At 56.9% G+C, this 16,408-nt stretch carries 15 protein-coding genes; 4 read left to right on the top strand and 11 right to left on the bottom strand.

The annotated features are described in order from the left end of the window. Positions 1-219: 219 nt before the first annotated feature. A complete protein-coding gene (locus EU556_RS09670; protein ID WP_135433613.1) occupies positions 220-1,134 on the top strand; it encodes a carboxypeptidase-like regulatory domain-containing protein in 915 nt (304 codons plus the stop codon). 78 nt (positions 1,135-1,212) lie between these two features. Here EU556_RS09670 and EU556_RS09665 read toward each other — a convergent pair whose 3' ends face one another. The 8 genes from EU556_RS09665 to EU556_RS09630 all read right to left on the bottom strand — a co-directional run bounded on the left by EU556_RS09665 (position 1,213) and on the right by EU556_RS09630 (position 9,345). Next, positions 1,213-2,034 carry an enoyl-ACP reductase FabI gene (locus EU556_RS09665; protein ID WP_135433611.1) on the bottom strand — a complete coding sequence of 274 codons (822 nt, stop codon included), beginning with the start codon at positions 2,032-2,034 and terminating at the stop codon, positions 1,213-1,215. 171 nt (positions 2,035-2,205) lie between these two features. Continuing rightward, positions 2,206-3,879, bottom strand: a complete 1,674-nt coding sequence (gene recN, locus EU556_RS09660) for a DNA repair protein RecN (protein ID WP_135433609.1) — start codon at positions 3,877-3,879, stop codon at positions 2,206-2,208. A 152-nt stretch (positions 3,880-4,031) separates the two neighbouring features. Beyond that, on the bottom strand, positions 4,032-4,952 hold the full coding sequence (porD, locus tag EU556_RS09655) for a type IX secretion system protein PorD (protein WP_135433607.1): 921 nt from the start codon (positions 4,950-4,952) through the stop codon (positions 4,032-4,034). Continuing rightward, the gene (locus EU556_RS09650) at positions 4,945-5,595 is read right to left on the bottom strand and encodes a phosphopantothenoylcysteine decarboxylase domain-containing protein (protein ID WP_135433605.1); all 651 of its coding nucleotides are present in this window, start codon (positions 5,593-5,595) and stop codon (positions 4,945-4,947) included. The genes porD and EU556_RS09650 overlap by 8 nt, the downstream gene beginning before the upstream one ends. Before the next feature lie 115 nt (positions 5,596-5,710). After that, entirely contained in the window at positions 5,711-6,280 is a 570-nt protein-coding gene (locus tag EU556_RS09645) for a flavoprotein (protein WP_135433603.1), read from the bottom strand. Positions 6,281-6,306: 26 nt separating this feature from the next. Beyond that, positions 6,307-6,654 (bottom strand): DNA-directed RNA polymerase subunit omega, encoded by a 348-nt coding sequence (locus tag EU556_RS09640; protein WP_135433602.1) that lies wholly within the window; start codon positions 6,652-6,654, stop codon positions 6,307-6,309. Positions 6,655-6,754: 100 nt separating this feature from the next. Further along, entirely contained in the window at positions 6,755-7,582 is an 828-nt protein-coding gene (locus EU556_RS09635; protein WP_135433600.1) for an outer membrane protein assembly factor BamD, read from the bottom strand. Between the two features lie 89 nt (positions 7,583-7,671). Next, the gene (locus EU556_RS09630; RefSeq protein ID WP_135433598.1) at positions 7,672-9,345 is read right to left on the bottom strand and encodes an OstA-like protein; all 1,674 of its coding nucleotides are present in this window, start codon (positions 9,343-9,345) and stop codon (positions 7,672-7,674) included. A 285-nt stretch (positions 9,346-9,630) separates the two neighbouring features. Here EU556_RS09630 and tilS point away from each other — a divergent pair, with 285 nt between their 5' ends. Next, on the top strand, positions 9,631-10,959 hold the full coding sequence (gene tilS, locus EU556_RS09625; protein WP_135433596.1) for a tRNA lysidine(34) synthetase TilS: 1,329 nt from the start codon (positions 9,631-9,633) through the stop codon (positions 10,957-10,959). 106 nt (positions 10,960-11,065) lie between these two features. Here the strand turns inward: tilS and EU556_RS09620 are convergent, their stop codons facing one another. Then, a complete protein-coding gene (locus EU556_RS09620; RefSeq protein WP_210116256.1) occupies positions 11,066-12,139 on the bottom strand; it encodes an FUSC family protein in 1,074 nt (357 codons plus the stop codon). Between the two features lie 470 nt (positions 12,140-12,609). Between EU556_RS09620 and mdh the strand changes: the two genes are divergently transcribed. Both mdh and EU556_RS09610 read left to right on the top strand, forming a co-directional pair. Beyond that, a complete protein-coding gene (gene mdh / locus EU556_RS09615; RefSeq protein WP_135433592.1) occupies positions 12,610-13,551 on the top strand; it encodes a malate dehydrogenase in 942 nt (313 codons plus the stop codon). A 139-nt stretch (positions 13,552-13,690) separates the two neighbouring features. Further along, a complete protein-coding gene (locus EU556_RS09610) occupies positions 13,691-14,323 on the top strand; it encodes a macro domain-containing protein (RefSeq protein ID WP_135433590.1) in 633 nt (210 codons plus the stop codon). Positions 14,324-14,421: 98 nt separating this feature from the next. Here EU556_RS09610 and EU556_RS09605 read toward each other — a convergent pair whose 3' ends face one another. Further along, positions 14,422-15,315, bottom strand: coding sequence for a rhomboid family intramembrane serine protease (locus tag EU556_RS09605; protein WP_135433588.1), 894 nt, complete (start codon positions 15,313-15,315; stop codon positions 14,422-14,424). Between the two features lie 189 nt (positions 15,316-15,504). Further along, on the bottom strand, positions 15,505-16,269 hold the full coding sequence (locus EU556_RS09600; protein ID WP_167855527.1) for a rhomboid family intramembrane serine protease: 765 nt from the start codon (positions 16,267-16,269) through the stop codon (positions 15,505-15,507). Positions 16,270-16,408 lie beyond the last annotated feature (139 nt).

The following is a 16,408-nucleotide window of genomic DNA, read 5'->3' as shown; positions in this document are numbered from 1 at the left end:
GCGTAGGATATAGAGGAGTCAGTGGTGCCGCCGTTGGGCGCTGTACCTTATGTTCTACATAGGTATACGCCCTCCTAGGCCACCTAAGAGTACGGTAACTGTCAGCCGCTGGCTGGTCCTCTCCTTTTTAAACCGTGGCCAGCTGCCAATATTTCCCGGTCTCTGGTATGGAATTCGGGCCAGTGGTGCATCTACCTACTGTACTCTTTGCCCCCTGCCATGAAACACCTGTTACTGTTTATTTTTTCTCTAACACACCTTTCCGCCGTGGCTCAGCAGGCGCAAGTAGCGGGCCGGGTGCTCGACGGCGACACCGGCGTCGGTTTGCCCGGCGTCACTATTCTGCTTCAGAATACGACTATCGGAATCTCTTCCACTGATGAGGGATACTTTACCCTTCCCGCCGCTACGGACAGCGTAACGCTTCTTATTTCTTACATCGGCTATACTTCCCAGCAGCTACGGGTGGCGGCCGGTAGCACCAGCACCATCCGCCTGCGTCCCGACTCCCGTGAGTTCTGCGACTTATCGGTGGTGAGGTGGCCTAAGATGGAGTTACGACTTGCCAGTGGGGTGCGCTACGCTCCACTAGGCGGCAGCATCCGGGTCTTCAGCCCTCGCCGTTTTAGCAAGTCATTGGCGGCCACGGTAGGCTACCAGACCAACCTTAGCCGCAACCACGCCCTGACAGCCGGACTACGGCTACCATCTCTAATGAATAGCAACCGTCTTTCCATCGAGGAAAATGTAGCCTATGAGCAACTCCGGGCCACCGAAGCAGGAATCAGCTTCCGCAGCTACCTATTTACTGTTGCAGTAGGGCCTCAAGGCTATAACCGACGCATTCCAGTATTGCTGTTAGGCGGGGGCCACGCCCGCTACCGCCCCTTGCCGGGAAGCCATGAAACCGCCGAGCAGGTAGGCACCGGGTATTGTATGGGGCTGCGGCATGAGTTCCTACCTTACCCCTACCAGCTTTTCGCCTCAGTGCAGGCAACGCGCTGGCCCGGCTACTGGCAGTGGCAGGGGCGGCTAGCCCACCCGCTACCCTTCAGCCTACAGGCGGGGTTAGAAATCAATTCCCTACGTACCTACACGGAAGTAGCCCTGACGCTCAGCCGTTTCTTTTATTAAATGCAAGAAAGGTTTGCCCCAAACGCAACAAGCCCGACCATTGCTGGTCGGGCTTGTTGCATTCGGGTACTACCTGGCCTAGGCCTTGCTGTTGGTGATGAGCTCCACGATTTCCTCGGAGATGCCAGTGGTGCTGAAGCCGCCGTCGTGCATGAGGTTTTGCATAGTCACGTAGCGAGTCAGGTCTGAGAACAGCGAGATGCAGTAGTCGGCGCAGGCTTCGGCGGGGGCATTGCCCAGAGGCGACAAGCGGTCGGCGTACTCAAAGAACGCATCGAAACCACTGATGCCGGTGCCGGCCGTGGTTTTGGTCGGCGACTGCGAAATGGTGTTTACGCGCACCTTCTTCAGCTTGCCGAGGCGCTGGCCATAGCTGCGGGCAATGCTTTCCAGCATAGCTTTGGCCTGCGACATGTCGGTGTAATCAAGGAAGGCGCGCTGGGCGGCGATGTACGATAGCGCTACCACCGAGCCCCACTCATTGAAGGCGTCCTGCTTCTCAGCTACGGCCAGCATCCGGTGCAGCGACATGGCCGATACGTCGAGAGTCTTTTGGTACCACTCGTAGTTCAGCTCACCGTAGTGCTTGCCCTTCCGGATGTTGGCGCTCATGCCGATGCTGTGCAGCACGAAGTCAATTTTGCCACCCAGTTGCTCCTGCGCGCCGCTGAATAGCTTCTCCAGATCCTCCATCGAGGTGGCATCGGCCGGGATAATGGGCGCGTTGCACTGCTCCGAGAGCTTGTTGATTTCACCCATGCGCATGGCCAGGGGGGCGTTAGTGAGCACAAAACGGGCACCCTCGGCATGGGCCTTCAGGGCTACTTTCCAGGCAATAGATTCTTCGTTTAGGGCACCAGAGATGATACCGACCTTACCAGCGAGCAGATTGCTAGACATATGGCGAGTGGAGTTGATTAGGGTTGGAAGTACAAAAGAGGCGAAAAAAATAAAGAACGTCATGCTAAGCATGAGTGAAGCATCTCTACCCGAGCTAATCAAATAAGTTAGCCTGAAGTAAAGATGCTTCGCCTACGCTCAGCATGACGTTCTTTTTATGCCTTTTGCTTTCTAACCTACCAACTCTTCGCCACGCATGGCCAACAGTTCGCGGGCACTCTGGAAAGCGTGCTGGCTGGGGTTGGCACCGGAAATCATCTGGGCAATTTCCTGGATGCGCTCGTTCAGGTCCAGGGTCCGGATGCGGCTCACGGTGCGGTCGGCGCGGTCTTCTTTGTACACGAAGTAGTGCGCATCGCCGGCGGCGGCCATCTGGGGCAGGTGGCTGATGGCAATGAGTTGGTGCTTCTTGGCCATCTGCTGCATCATGCGGCCTACTTTCACCGCAATTTCCCCGCTGATACCCGTGTCAATTTCGTCGAACACGATGGTAGGCAGGGCGGTTTTGTCAGCCAGCATGTACTTGATGCACAGCATAAGGCGCGAGAATTCACCGCCCGAGGCCGCTTTGCTCAGGGTCTGGGGCTGAGCGCCCTTGTTGGCCGTGAATAAGATGCCGATGAGGTCGATGCCGCTGGCGGCGGGGGCACCGGCCTGGTGCTGCACCACAATGCGCGAGTGCGGCATGCCTAGCTCGGCCAATAAGCCTACGAGTTCCTTCTCAAATTTAGGGAACACCTTGCGGCGGGCTTCCGACAAACGGGCGGCTTGCTTGGTCACGGTAGCCAAGGCAGCTTCGGCATCACGGCGGAGGCGGAAAATCTGCTTGTCCAGGTTCAGCACCGAGCCCACTTTGTCGCGCAGCTCCGAGCGCACGGCTAGCAGGGCCACTACATCGCGCACCTGGTGCTTGCGCTGCAGGCTGTAGAGTACGTTCAGGCGGCCTTGCAACTCATCAATGCGGGCGGGGTCGCCTTCGGTGCGGCGCTCGGCAGCTTCAATCTCATCAGAAATATCGTGCAGTTCAATTAGGCAGCTATCCAGGCGTTCCTTCAACTCCTTAAACGAGTCGGCATAGGCCGAGACCTGGCCTAGCAGCGTGGCGGCTTCCTTCAGGCCGCTGGTAGCGCAGTACTCGCTTTCCGTTAGGCTTTGCAGAGCCTGGGTCAGCTTGTACTTGATTTCCTCGGCGTGCTCTAGCTGCTTTACTTCCTGCTCAACTTCCTCCTGGTTTTCGTTGTCGAGGCGGGCATCTTCCAGTTCGTTGAGCAGGAAAGTGTGATAGTCTAGCTCCTTATTGGCCTGGGCTACTTGGTCTTCCAGGGCCTTTAGGTCAGCCTCCAGTTTGCGGTACTGGCGGTAGGCATTACTGTACTGGGCGCGGGTGGGTACTAGGCCAGCGTACAGATCCAGCAGGTTCAGCTGGAACACCGCGTCGCCAAGCAACAGGGTGTCGTGCTGGGAGTGAATGTCCATCAGGTTGGCCCCAATGTTACGCAGCGTCTCCAGCGTTACAGGCGTGTCGTTCACGAAGGCCCGCGACTTCCCGGCCGGACTAATCTCCCGCCGCAGAATGCATTGGGTGTCGTAGTCGAGGTCTTCGGATTCGAAAATATCTTGGAGCTGGTAGCTGGAAATGTCGAACTGGCCTTCAATCACGCATTTCTTCTCCGTGTCGAAGAGCATGCGCGAGTCGGCGCGGTTACCGAGCAGCAGGCCAATAGCGCCGAGCATGATGGACTTGCCCGCGCCAGTTTCACCAGTGATAATATTAAGTAGTGCCGAGGGTCGCAGCTCCAGCTGCTCAATCAGGGCGTAGTTGCGAATGCGCAGGTCAACTAGCATAGCAAACCAAATGAGGGCCGGGCATACGGCCGTAGCTGACAAAGAGAAAAGCTACCACACCAGCCTAGACACAGCCGGCGTAGTAGCTTCCCAAAGCTACTAACTCATTTAGCTAATTACCAATTAAATTCGCAAAAGAATTTTTTAGAGCCCTAGCGCTGCTGCATAATGGCCTGATACTTCGCTGAGTTGGTGGGGTCAACCTCCGAGAGCAACGTCGCTACCTGCACCTTCTGTTGCTGGTCGGGGCTGCTGCGAAATACATTGGCTATTTCATCCGATTTCGTAGTAAAGAAGGCTCGGGCGAGCAAGGTACCTGGCCTACGCTGTACGGCTTGCTGCACCCCTTGCAAGGCCGTGGCAATGTTAACACGGGCCTCTTCAGGCTTGGTAATGAAGATATCCATGCCTTGGCGGTAGTAAGCGTACATGCCGCTCCGGAAAGCTTCTAGCTGTGGATCCTGCAGATTGTTGAGCAGCCAATAGCGGTTTCCTGATTCCGTATCCTTCCAGCCTGGGTCTTGCTCGTTAGTAGAGTTTTGAGAGGCGGCGTTGGTAAGTACCGTGCGGGCCCGGTCGTAGTAAGGCGAGCCGCCGAGGGGCGAGAAGCTGTCCTGATCCATGCCAATGATAGTGAAGGCGTAGAAAGTCAGGAGCGAAGACAAATTGCCGACAAAGGTATTTTCCGAGAAATCAATCGGGTTCTGGGGCGTGTAGTTGAATACCCAGCCCTTGTCGGCGAAGCTCAGCAAGTTGGTTTCGTAGCCAGTACCGTACACCGGGCGGGTGCTGATTATCCGTACTGTGGCCCGATAGGTACCGTTCTGCGGAATCTCGGTGATGCCAATGGCGAAACGGCACCTGATTTTCTCCTGGGGACGGTAAGTCTGCCGGGTGAACGAGCGCGTGTTCAGAAACGTCTGGATATCCTTCTGCATCTGCTGCACCAGTTGGCGGTCCGTAATCGTCACGTTTTCCGTCGTGATTTGCACGTCGGCCAGGAGCTCTTGGGCGCGGGCCGGACGGGTCAGTAACAGCGGAAATAGCAGAAGAAGCAAAAAGGATTTACGCATGGCGGGAGTAGCGGGCAAGAACAGTCTCAACAATGTCGCGGGCCACCGCAGTCTTGGGCTTTAACTCAAAGATAGTTGTTTGCCCCCCGGCTTCCAGCAGCGATACCTTGTTGGTATCGTGGCGGAAACCAGCTCCAGCGTCGCGCAAGGAGTTCAGCACCACTAGGTCGAAGTTCTTGCGCCGGAGCTTGTCGAGGGCGTAGGCCTGCTCGTTATTCGTCTCCAACGCAAAACCCACGGAATATTGTTCAGGGCGCTTGGTGTGGCCGAGCGTGCCGGCAATGTCCACGTTCTTCACCAGCTCCAGGGTAAGCGTATCGCCGTCCTTCTTGATCTTGTTTTCGGCAGCTTGACTTGGCTTGTAGTCGGCCACGGCGGCCGCAAACACCCAGATGTCGGCTTCCGGCGCTACGGCGGCAGCGGCGGCGTACATCTCGTCGGCAGTTTGTACGCGCTGAGTGGTAATGCGCGGATTGGCGGGGTCGGGCAGGCTAGTGGGGCCGCTTACCAGTGTCACCCCCGCTCCTTCTGCGGCAAAGGCCTCAGCTAACGCATAGCCCATTTTGCCGGTGCTGTGGTTGCCAATGAACCGAACCGGGTCGAGGGGCTCATATGTAGGGCCGGCCGTAACTAAAACGCGCATTATGTTGATCAGGTAGGTAGAAGCCTGTCATATTGAGCGTACTGCAGGACCTTACCTATGGTTCTTCGCGGCGCTAGGCCAGTCGTTTATTACATGATAAGATCTTTCGCTGCACTCAGGATGACGTTCCTATCGATAGAAAAAACCGCTCCAGCTCCGCTTGTATGTCCTCTGGTTCTAGCATGCGACCGGGTCCGGCTAGGCCACTCGCCAGTTCTCCGGAAGGCGAATCCCAGACGGTGTTACCGTACTGTCGCAGGCGAGCCAAGTTAGCTTGCGTAGCGGGGTGCTGGTACATGTCCAGGTCCATGGCGGGGGCCAGGAACACCGGGCAACGGGCCGAGAGATACACCGCATCGAGCAGAGTGTCGCAGAGTCCGTTGGCTAGGTGGCCTAGCGTATTTGCCGAGGCGGGCGCAATAACCAGGGCATCGGCCCAGAGGCCTAGGTGCACATGGTTGTGCCACTCCCCTGCCCGCTCATCCTTTAGAAAACCCTGCAACACCGGGTTTTTGGAGAGTGTACCCAGAGTTAAGGGCGTGACAAAGGCCGGGGCCGAGGGTGTCAGGATTACCTGTACCTCTGCCCCGGCCTTAACCAGGAGTCGCACCAGCAACGCCGATTTGTAGGCTGCAATGCTTCCGCAAACGCCCAACAATATCTTACGCCCGTGCAGCGACGACATATGTGTTTGTCTAGAAACTAGGCAGACTACTCAGCCCGACGAGCTTCTGGCAGCTGGGCCACTTCTTCTTCGGTGCGGTACATCACTTTGCCTTCCAGGAATTCCTCAATAGCGAGGTTGGTGGGCTTGGGCAGACGCTCGTAGTGCTTGGAAATTTCGATCTGCTCACGGTTCTCGAATACTTCTTCCAGGTTGTCGACGGTGGTGGCAAACTCGGCCAACTTGCCGTTCAACTCCTCTTTCAGCTTCACGGCCAACTGGTTTGCGCGCTTCGAGATGATGGCGATGCTCTCGTATACGTTGCCGGTTTCATTGGCGAATTCCGACATGTTGCGGGTCACGATGGAAGCAGAAACGTTGTTAGGAGTTTTCATATGACTTGATCTTCTGATGTGCTGATGATTGATTAGGGAATGCTAATGTGCTGATTTTTTGAAGAGCTGCTAAGGCTAACAACTCCCAACATCAGTGCATTTACTTTGCCGCGGTGGTTTCGGCGGGCTTCAGCTTATCTACCTCGGCGCGGGCCGTGTCGTACATCCGCTCGGCGTCCTTGAGGTTCTTGCTTTGTGGGTAAGTATCAATGAAGCTCTGGTAGAAAGCAATGGCCTCTAGGTACCGCTCGCGCTGCTTTTCCGGCACGCTTTCCTTGGCTAGGTCGTACTGGGCACTCAGCTTGTAGTACGCCGCCTGCTCATTCAGAGCCGAAGAAGGATATTGCTGCTGAAAGCCGGTAAAGGCCGTTACGGCCGACTGATAATAGCGCAGGTCGTAGTAGAGGCGGGCGCTGAGGAAGGCCTTGCTTTCTAGCTTCTTCTGTAGCTCCTGCGACATCCCCTCCGTTTCCTGGCGAAATTTGCTCTCGGGGTAGCGGTTCAGGAACTCCTGAATGCCCTCCAGGGCTGTAAACGTATTGGTCTGGTCCAACTGAAACTCCGGAGAGTCGCGGAAGAGGGACTTGGCATGTAGGAACATGGCCTCCTCGGTCAGAGGCGAGTTCGGGTACGTTTCGTAGAAGGTCTTAAAGTAGTAGGCTCCCAGCGTGTAGTTACGCTGCTTGAAGTTGGTGTTAGCGAAGTAAAACTGCGCTTTCTCCGCCTCCGGGCGACCTTTCAGCAACGGAATCAGCTCTTCGAGCAGCGTACCGGCCTTGAAATAGTCGCCTTTATCGTAGTACTGAATAGCGGCTTCGTACTTCTTGTTCACGTCGCTGCTCTTGAGCAGCTTTTGGTAGCCCGTGCAAGAGCCGAGCAGCAACGCGCTCAATAACAGAACAAAGAAGGTAGGGCGAAAAGAGAGCATAAGGGCGCAAAGGTAACGAAATGGTCTTAAATCTCAGATAGGCGGGATGAACTCCAGTACTGGCTTCGGTAACCCGGCTATTCATCCATTTACTGTGTGCGGGTAACCGCTTTAGGAGCCTGCGTACTGGCTTTGGGCTGTTTCTTGGCCGGAGCGGCGGGGCTTTTCTTCTTAGGAATGGTTTTTTTGGCCGGAGCCTTTTTCTTGGGCGGCGGGGCGAAGTGCTTACCTAACGTTTGGCGGCGGGTGGGTCGTTCCGTGGGTCGCCACCGGAAGCCAGGCAGTTTGGCATCTTCCGGCTTCAGCTCATTGGGCGGAATAAAGCTAGCGTCGGGGTTGGTGAGAAAGGTAATGGTCTGCAGCTTGCTTTCGGCGAACCGCATGGCCATTGTGGCGGAAAGTGCCCGGTTAACGCCCGACACGGCCGTATCACCCTCAAGAGCATAATAGAGGCTCTCTGCGTTGCCAAGCACGTCAATTTTTTTTATGGCCTTTTCCCCAAAGTAGGCCACCATGTTGCGGCCTTTTACCTGGTTGAAGTTCAGCAAGGTATCCTGCCCAATGCTGAAGGCGTGCCCGTAGAGGCGCATCTGGTCGATCTTCCCCTTCCGCTGCTGAATCTCCATGCTATCGGCGGTGAGCTGGTTCTTGTTGTTCCAGAGCACCGGGTCGTGGCTCAGATAGATAATGGAGTCTTGCCGGTCGTAGGTCAGCGAGTCGCAGCGGCCCTGCAGGTCGGCGCGGAAGATGCGGACTTTCCGGTAAGCGTAGATTACCCCGGCCTTGTTCTGGGGTGGCCTACCCTCAAGGCTCACTAGCGTATCGGCAGCCAGGTACAGGGTATCTTTCTCATTGATATTGCGCATCACAGGGGCGCCATAAATCTTGGCCTTCCCCTGCCCTCGCCAGTAACGGCCAATGTCGCCACGAATCACGATGTTGTCCTTCTTAGCCGTCATCGAGACGTTGCCGGTAGCCACGCCGTACTGCCGGGCTTCATCATAGAACAGCTTGTCGCCACCTAGTAAGTAGTTAGGCGTTTCAATTTTAGCGTTCCGGGCGAAGTTCGAGACTTTGGTTACGGTGTTGTAATTGCCATTCTCGGCGTAGAGGTTGCCCTGCGGCCCCTTGATGCGCGTGGGCCCGAAGAAGTAGGCCACCTTGGTAATGGTGTTGTACTGCAGCGTATCGGTGTCGATGGTGTTTTCCTTGGTAATCAGCTTTACGTCGCGCTTGAAGCTGAACACTTTGGAGGCGGTATTGTAGTAGCCAAACTGACTATCCAGGGTGTTCTCAGGATCCTGGAGGTGGCCGCCGGTGCTGTAGTAGGCCAGGTTGCGGTTGAGGTCGTAGTCGAGCAGCTGGGTGGTGAGCGTCATGCGCGGGTCGCGCAGGGTCACGTTGCCGGTCATGCGCGCCTTGCGAGTATCACCATCATAGAAGCCCCGGTCGCCGGTGATGGTGATGGTATCGTTCTGGATGATGCGCACTTTGCTGAATGCCTCCAGGGCGTTGCGCTCAGTGTACTGGTAAGCCGAGTCGCAGTAAAGCAGCGTGGTTCCCTGCCGGAGGCTTACATTGCCGAGCAGCTTCCGGATCTGGACGCCATTGAACGAACCACCCTGCAGCTGACCAGCACTAATTAGGTCAATCGGCTGGCCTTTCGGAAGCGGCGTGGGGCGCGCCGCCGGGCGCTGCTGGGCCGCGGCCAACCACGGCAGCAGCAGGAAAAACAGAAGAAAAAGTGACTTCGGGAATGACATTTCGGGGCAAAGGTACAGAAGGCCCGTCGGTAACGGTTTTCTTTGTGGAATAGTACAGGCCTAGGCCAGATCGGAGCTAATCTGATTGGCCTTTAAAGCTAGAGCTAAAAGGCTAGTTCACCTCCTTAGCTAAGGAGGGGCTAGGGGCGGTTGACCGGAGCGTTAAACTGCTACTAGAAACTAGTTTTAGCTCTGACTAATGTTCTAGGCCACTTCAACCACCCCTAGCCCTTCCTTAACTAAGGAGGGTAACTAGCTTTTAGTTCTTAGCTTCCAACCCTCCCCATGCTCGACCGCATTCAACAATTCATACAAGAACAAGACCTCTTCTCCCCTACCGATACGTTGCTGGTAGCTGTCAGCGGGGGCATGGACTCGGTGGTGCTGGCCGATGTGCTGCACCGGCTGGGCCAGCCGTTTGCCATGGCCCACTGCCACTTCGGGCTGCGCGGCGAGGAGGCAGATGCCGACGAGCAGTTTGTGCGCAAGCTGGCCAAGAAGTACGACGTGCCGTACTTCGCCGAGTTCTTCCAGACCAAGCAGTTTGCCGAGCAGGAAGGCATCTCCACGCAGATGGCGGCCCGGGCCCTGCGCTACGAGTGGTTTGAGCGCCTGCGCCAGACCCAGGGACTGGCCTACATTGCCACCGCCCACCACCAGCGTGACGCCGCCGAGACCATGCTGCTCAATCTGACTCACGGGACTGGCCTAGCCGGACTGCACGGCATCCGGCCCAAAAATGACTACCTCGTGCGCCCTCTGCTGCCCATCGGCAAAATGGAACTGTACGATTACCTGGTGGAGCACCACCTGATGTGGCGCGAAGATGCCAGCAACGACAGCCCCGTGTACCAGCGCAACCGCCTCCGTCTGGAGGTGCTGCCCGTACTGCGCGACATCAATCCCAACCTCGACCAGACCCTGCAGATTACCGCAGAGCGCGTGGGCGGGGCCGAGGAAATTGTACGCCGCTACGTAGAAGACACCGCCGCCCAGGCCCAGCGCCAGGAAGACGATGCGACGTACCTGGATATCCGGATGCTGCAGAAAACGGCTGCTACCACCTTGGTGCTGCACGAGCTGTTGCGGCCCTTCGGCTTCTCTTACATCGTCACCAAGGACATCGTGCAGAGCTTCGGGGCAGAGCCGGGCCGCCGCTTTGAGTCACCCACGCACCGGCTGGTGAAAGACCGGGAGCAGTTGGTTATTACCCGCAAAAACCTCACGAAGTTTGGCACCCACCAGCTGGCCCTAGGCCAGGAAGCCCTCAAAATTGATGGCTTACATCTGCGCACCGAGCTGCATGAGGTAGCGGAGGGCTTCGACATTCCGCGTGGCAAGGCTGTGGCTGCCTTGGATGCCGATGCGCTGAAGTTCCCGCTCATTGTACGGGCCTGGCAGGAAGGCGACTGGTTTATGCCCATCGGCATGAAGGGCAAGAAGAAGCTCTCCGACTTCCTCATCGACCAGAAAGTACCCCTCAACCTCAAAGACAACGTGCAGGTGCTGTGCTCCGCCGACGGCAAGATTGCCTGGGTTATCGGCTTCCGCCCCGACGAGCGCTTCAAAGTAACCGAAGAAACCGAGCGCGTGCTGATAGTGAAGCGAATGTAGTGGCCTAGGCCTGCCGCAAAGAGTAGCCCGAAGAGTAGTATGCATTGATGAGTTCAGCGTGCTGCTCTTCGGGCTCTTTTATGTATTGAGCCTAGGTAGCTTTCCTCTACTGTGCCAGCACTTTGTTGGCTTGTAAACGCAGTAGCCTCTCACTACCCCAGAACAACACCAGCGCAATGCCAGCGCCCAGCAAGGTATCTAGCACGCGCCCTTCTACTGTAACCAGTGTATTGCCGGCGTGGCCAACGGTGGCGTTTAGCAGAGCAATGGGCGTAATAAAGAGCAACCCCAGCGCGTAATTGCGGGCCACTACTACCTCCGTGGCACCTTGCAACAGCATGAGCGCAGCTACCAGCCCCAGGCCTGTTGGGTGCAACAAGGAAAGCAACTCAAATAGGCCTACTCCCAGCACCGTGCCCACCACTCGATGCGCAGCCCGTAGGCCAGTGAGCTGCCGCGATGGGCTAGCCTGCAGCACTGCCACCGCCGTCAGCACTACCCAGTACACGCGGTGCGCGCCTAATGGCCTAGCCACCACACTAGCTACCAGTATGGCGGCCACCACGCGTAGGGCCACGGCTGCGGTATCCCGGTCAAAGCTTAAGCGCGGCAGCAGCACACGCAGCCCTAGTGGTTCCGGATAGCGCCTGCCTGGTACCAGCAACGGTAGCACGACTACTAGGTAGGCCAGGGCAGCTCCGGCGGCGACTAACCCCAGCAGCCGGAGGCCCGGTTGGGCGGCACCGTCTAGCTCTGCGGGAGCGGCAATGTGCCCGCTCACGGCGGCCACCAACACAAACATCAGGGGGCCGGGCGGCCCCAGCCGCAAGCCTAACACCAGCGTAGAAGCCAAGGCTCCCACCACACCCAAGCCAGCAACCGTCAGCCACGCACTGTTGGCGCAGGCTACCCCTAACGCCGCGGCCAGCACCAGCCCAACCGCCACAAAGGGCAGAAGCCGGGCGCGGTCTTGGCGCCCCAGCGAGGCTCCATACAAGGCCGTGAAACTACCCAACGCCGCTTGCAAGCCCCACATCTGCTCACCCGCCAGTGTGAATACCGCCACGGGCAGGCCAATAGCCAGCCCAGCTTCCAGACCTACTTTCCAGCGCCACGGCGCATCGTGTAGCTTCAGAAGACTACCCACGGCACGGCGGGTGCGGGGAACATAACGCGACATGGGGTTTCTCATACGCACGCAAACTGGCTAGGCCTCTCATGGTACGTACAACCCTAGTCAGAGATAACGCCCATGAGACCACGCTCCTAATACGCCAGCGGCCCATGCTGTTAATAGCTTGGGCTACTGGTACAATGTATCGAGGATAATGATAGGCCAAGTAGTCGGTCTGCTGGGGTCGACGTTGGTCCATTTGAATGGTTGCTGTTTTATGCGGCACCGAGGACACGGTCACACTCGGCTGCGCAGTTGGAGCTTTCTGATAGGGTTGTTTGAACCTTATTCTATATAGTGTAGCCATTACCTAGCCTTATTAGGCATAGCAATAGAGGCCTAGGCCACTATTTTTCGGCTTCCTAACGAGCAGGTTAGATGCTACAGGCGAACTTTCGCTGCTTCTAAGTTTTCCAGAACGGGTTTTCGGTTAGCTTTACGGCCTAACCCACATCTCACACCCATATTCCATCCCAATGAAAGTTACCGTAGTTGGAGCTGGCAACGTAGGCGCAACCTGCGCTGATGTACTGGCCACCCGCGAAATTGCTAATGAGATTGTACTGGTAGACATCAAAGAAGGCTTCGCCGAAGGCAAGGCCCTCGATATCTGGCAGAAAGCCCCCATCATTGGGTATGATTCCCGCACCGTTGGCGTCACCAACGACTACAGCCGCACCGCTGACTCCGACGTGGTAGTAATTACCTCGGGCCTGCCCCGCAAGCCCGGCATGAGCCGCGACGACCTGATTTCGACCAACGCCGGCATCGTGAAGACGGTAACTGAGCAAGTGGTGAAATACTCGCCCAACGCCATCATTATTGTAGTGTCGAACCCGCTCGACGTGATGACCTACCAAGCTCACCTTACCTCGGGTCTACCCCGCGAGAAGGTGTTTGGCATGGCCGGCATCCTCGACACGGCTCGTTACCGCGCCTTCCTGGCGGAGGCCCTCAACGTAAGCCCCAAAGACATTCAGGCCGTACTCATGGGTGGCCACGGCGACACCATGGTGCCCCTCCCCCGCTACACCACGGTGGGCGGCATTCCTGTAACCGAGTTGATCGGCAAAGAAGAGCTGGACGCCATTGTGCAGCGCACGGCCGTAGGTGGCGGTGAGTTGGTGAAGCTGATGGGTACCTCGGCGTGGTACGCGCCCGGCGCCGCTGCGGCTCAGATGGTAGAAGCCATTGTGCGCGACCAGCGCCGCGTGTTCCCCGTGTGCATTGAGCTGCAGGGCGAGTACGGCATCAACGGTGTGTACCTGGGTGCGCCGGTTATCCTCGGTAAAAACGGCATTGAGAAAGTAATCGAGCTGCAGCTGAACGACGAGGAGAAAGCCCTGCTGGAAACCTCGCGCGGCCACGTAAAAGAAGTAATGGACGCCCTCGACAACATGAGCAAGGCCACGGCCTAAGCTCCTTGCTTTTCCCGAAGGCTCTGAACCGGCCGTCCTACACTCGTGTGGGGCGGCCGGTTTTTTCATTCTTGGATTCTAGGCCACCCTGCTTACTACTCCCCTGGTTTCTGCGTATGTTTCTGCCTGAAACCATTCTATGCACTTTAACTTCATTGACACCAACCAGGAGGTAGTAGCCGCCTGGCAGCGCGTATTCGCCGATGTTCCGCAGGTAACCGTTCAGCACGGTTCTATCTTTGATTTCCCCGCCGATGCGCTAGTAAGCCCGGCCAACAGTTTCGGTTACATGAATGGCGGCATCGACTTCGCCATCTCCAAAAACCTGGGCTGGCACCTGGAGAAAGACTTGCAGCGCCTCATCCGTGAGAAGCATTACGGCGAGCTGCTCGTAGGCCAGGCCGAAATACTTCCTACCGGCAGCCCGCTATTTCCTTACCTGATTGCGGCGCCAACTATGCGCACGCCCATGACTATTACGCGTGGGCCTAACGTGTACCATGCTATGCGGGCCTTGCTGCTCTTGCTGGAACACGGGCGCCTGACCACCGGTGAGCCCATAAAGTCAGTCATTAAGACCGTTGGCATTCCGGGCTTGGGTACGGGCGTAGGCCAAGTCCGGCCGCTGGTGTGCGCCCGCCAAATGCGCCTTGCCTGGGAAGACATAATGAAGCAGAAATACGCTACGGTGGCCGGCTGGGAAACCATGTGCGGCAACTACGCCTATTTCTATACCCACAATGAGTCAGATATCAAGTACGACATACCCTAGGCCAGTAACATCTTTACTTCCTTGAAAACGCAAGAGCCCCAGAACTCAGTTCTGGGGCTCTTACTTCTTAATAGATGTTGGCTTTAACGACTAGGCCACTATTTCTGGCTGGCGCGGAAGAGCTTTTGCTTTTCGTCCTTGGAGAGACTTTCGTAGCCGGAGCGAGAAATCTTGTCCAGTATCACGTCAATTTCGTCTTGCTCGGGCTTGGGCAGGGTGCCTTTCTTAGCTGGGGCGGCCGCCGGGGCCGTAGTGTTGCGGTGCGTTACGCGCAGGCGAGGTCGGCCACTGAGTAGGCCACCCACAAACTCGCCCACAGCCTGCACCGGCCGGCCCAGGTCGCGGCCCGCTTGCAGCTGCTTGATAAACAGGAAGCCAATTATGGCGCCCCCAATGTGGGCAATGCCACCGCCGGGGTTGCCCTGGTTGATAGCAATGATAGACAGCAGGATAACCACCGCCGCAATGTATTTAATGCGGACCGGCCCGAACAGAAACAGGTTGAACGTATACTCAGGCAGCAGCGTAGCAGCCGCCATGATGATGGCAGTTACGGCCGCCGATGCGCCCACCACCGACACGTTAGGATAGATCCGCAGCGCCGGAATTAGGTTAAACGCCAGCAGGAACAGAACTGCTCCGGCCAGGGCTCCCAGTATATACAAGCTTACTAGGCGCTTATCGCCGAGATACTCGCGCACCAGAGCACCAAACCAGTATAGGTTAAGCAGGTTGAAGAGAATATGAAAAAAGCCCTCGTGGGTAAACGCGTACGTTAGCAGAGTCCAGGGGTGGCGTAGTACGGCCGCCGGCTCGGCGGGCAACTGAAATTGCCGCAGGACGTTCTCGTAGTACGCGTCGGTCCCGGTCAGGAACATGATGGCTTTCATCACTACCAGTCCCACAAACACCAGCACATTAATCAGCAACAGCTGATTTAGCGCATTGTCGCGGCGACTGAAGGCAGTGCGAATGTCATTGACAATACTCATAGGTGGACAAACAGGGGTAGAACGGAAGAGGCAGGCAAGCTGTAGAAATAACGACCCGCCACGCCGAATGATACGAGCAGGCGTCGCAATTTTCAGGCAACCTTTCAGGAGGCCCCGTCTTGCTGCCAACCTGACGGTAAGCGTGGCAAGTATAGCACTAGGTTTCCAGTATTAGCTAGTGGCCTAAGCTTAGTACATGCGGGTGCGGTTGCGCTGCCAGAATAATAACACCACCAGCCCCACTAATAATCCCCCGAGGTGCGCAAAGTGCGCCACATTGTCGCCGGGTGCCCGGTGTACTCCCTGGTAGAACTCATATAGCCCGTACAGCACCACCAAATACTTGGCCTTAATTGGGAAGGGCAACGGGAAGATGATGAGCGGAGTGTTTGGGAAGTAAAAGGCAAAGGCTATCATGATACCGAACAAAGCACCTGAAGCTCCCACCATGGGGCTACTCATGCTCCGCTGATAGATGGTGTTCATGCTTTCCAGCGCACTGTTGATCAGGCCCTGGTCGTCGGGGGTGGCGTGCAGCTGACGCGCTACCACTGCAAACGGTTCTCTAAATTCCGAAGCGTTATGGTCTACGAAGTCCATGAGGTTTACGTCCGTCGGCTCGGCCTGAAACGCTTCAATATCATGGCGCATCCTTTGCCCATCGTAAGTGCGCAGGCCATTGTAGAGAACAGCAGCTCCTAGGCCACAGATCAGCCAATACGTCAGGAAACGATTGGCGCCCCAGCGCTGCTCCAGCATCGGCCCGAATACTACCAGCCCCAGCATGTTGGAGAAGATATGGCCTAGGTTGGCGTGCACGAACATATAGGTTAGGAACTGCCAGGGCTGGAACAGCGGAGAGCCAATGGGGTACAGCGCCAGAGCGCTAAGAGGGTTGATCTGCATTGCCGCAAAAAACACCACCACGTTGGCGATGAGCAGATTGCGGACCATAGGAGTCAGTTGAAACATTGCGTCGCTGATTTGCGCTGGAACGGGTGATGAGGTGGCCTAGCAAAGCCCATGACTTTGGTGCCCTTGCTGAGTACGGCCCGACCAGATTTTTGGCCGGACTTACACGTAGTGTGGGCCT

This window comes from Hymenobacter fodinae (genome assembly GCF_004745825.1).
GTDB classification, from domain to species: domain Bacteria; phylum Bacteroidota; class Bacteroidia; order Cytophagales; family Hymenobacteraceae; genus Hymenobacter; species Hymenobacter fodinae.
The sequence above is the reverse complement of the archived record's forward strand: the minus strand, read 5'-3'. Positions and strand labels throughout refer to the sequence as shown.

Excerpts from the sequence above, each read along its gene's own strand:
- EU556_RS09670 (WP_135433613.1), top strand. The coding sequence starts at position 220 with ATGAAACACCTGTTACTGTTTATTTTTTCTCTAACACACCTTTCCGCC.
- EU556_RS09665 (WP_135433611.1), bottom strand. The coding sequence starts at position 2,034 with ATGTCTAGCAATCTGCTCGCTGGTAAGGTCGGTATCATCTCTGGTGCC.
- recN (WP_135433609.1), bottom strand. The coding sequence starts at position 3,879 with ATGCTAGTTGACCTGCGCATTCGCAACTACGCCCTGATTGAGCAGCTG.
- porD (WP_135433607.1), bottom strand. The coding sequence starts at position 4,952 with ATGCGTAAATCCTTTTTGCTTCTTCTGCTATTTCCGCTGTTACTGACC.
- EU556_RS09650 (WP_135433605.1), bottom strand. The coding sequence starts at position 5,595 with ATGCGCGTTTTAGTTACGGCCGGCCCTACATATGAGCCCCTCGACCCG.
- EU556_RS09645 (WP_135433603.1), bottom strand. The coding sequence starts at position 6,280 with ATGTCGTCGCTGCACGGGCGTAAGATATTGTTGGGCGTTTGCGGAAGC.
- EU556_RS09640 (WP_135433602.1), bottom strand. The coding sequence starts at position 6,654 with ATGAAAACTCCTAACAACGTTTCTGCTTCCATCGTGACCCGCAACATG.
- EU556_RS09635 (WP_135433600.1), bottom strand. The coding sequence starts at position 7,582 with ATGCTCTCTTTTCGCCCTACCTTCTTTGTTCTGTTATTGAGCGCGTTG.
- EU556_RS09630 (WP_135433598.1), bottom strand. The coding sequence starts at position 9,345 with ATGTCATTCCCGAAGTCACTTTTTCTTCTGTTTTTCCTGCTGCTGCCG.
- tilS (WP_135433596.1), top strand. The coding sequence starts at position 9,631 with ATGCTCGACCGCATTCAACAATTCATACAAGAACAAGACCTCTTCTCC.
- EU556_RS09620 (WP_210116256.1), bottom strand. The coding sequence starts at position 12,139 with ATGTCGCGTTATGTTCCCCGCACCCGCCGTGCCGTGGGTAGTCTTCTG.
- mdh (WP_135433592.1), top strand. The coding sequence starts at position 12,610 with ATGAAAGTTACCGTAGTTGGAGCTGGCAACGTAGGCGCAACCTGCGCT.
- EU556_RS09610 (WP_135433590.1), top strand. The coding sequence starts at position 13,691 with ATGCACTTTAACTTCATTGACACCAACCAGGAGGTAGTAGCCGCCTGG.
- EU556_RS09605 (WP_135433588.1), bottom strand. The coding sequence starts at position 15,315 with ATGAGTATTGTCAATGACATTCGCACTGCCTTCAGTCGCCGCGACAAT.
- EU556_RS09600 (WP_167855527.1), bottom strand. The coding sequence starts at position 16,269 with ATGGTCCGCAATCTGCTCATCGCCAACGTGGTGGTGTTTTTTGCGGCA.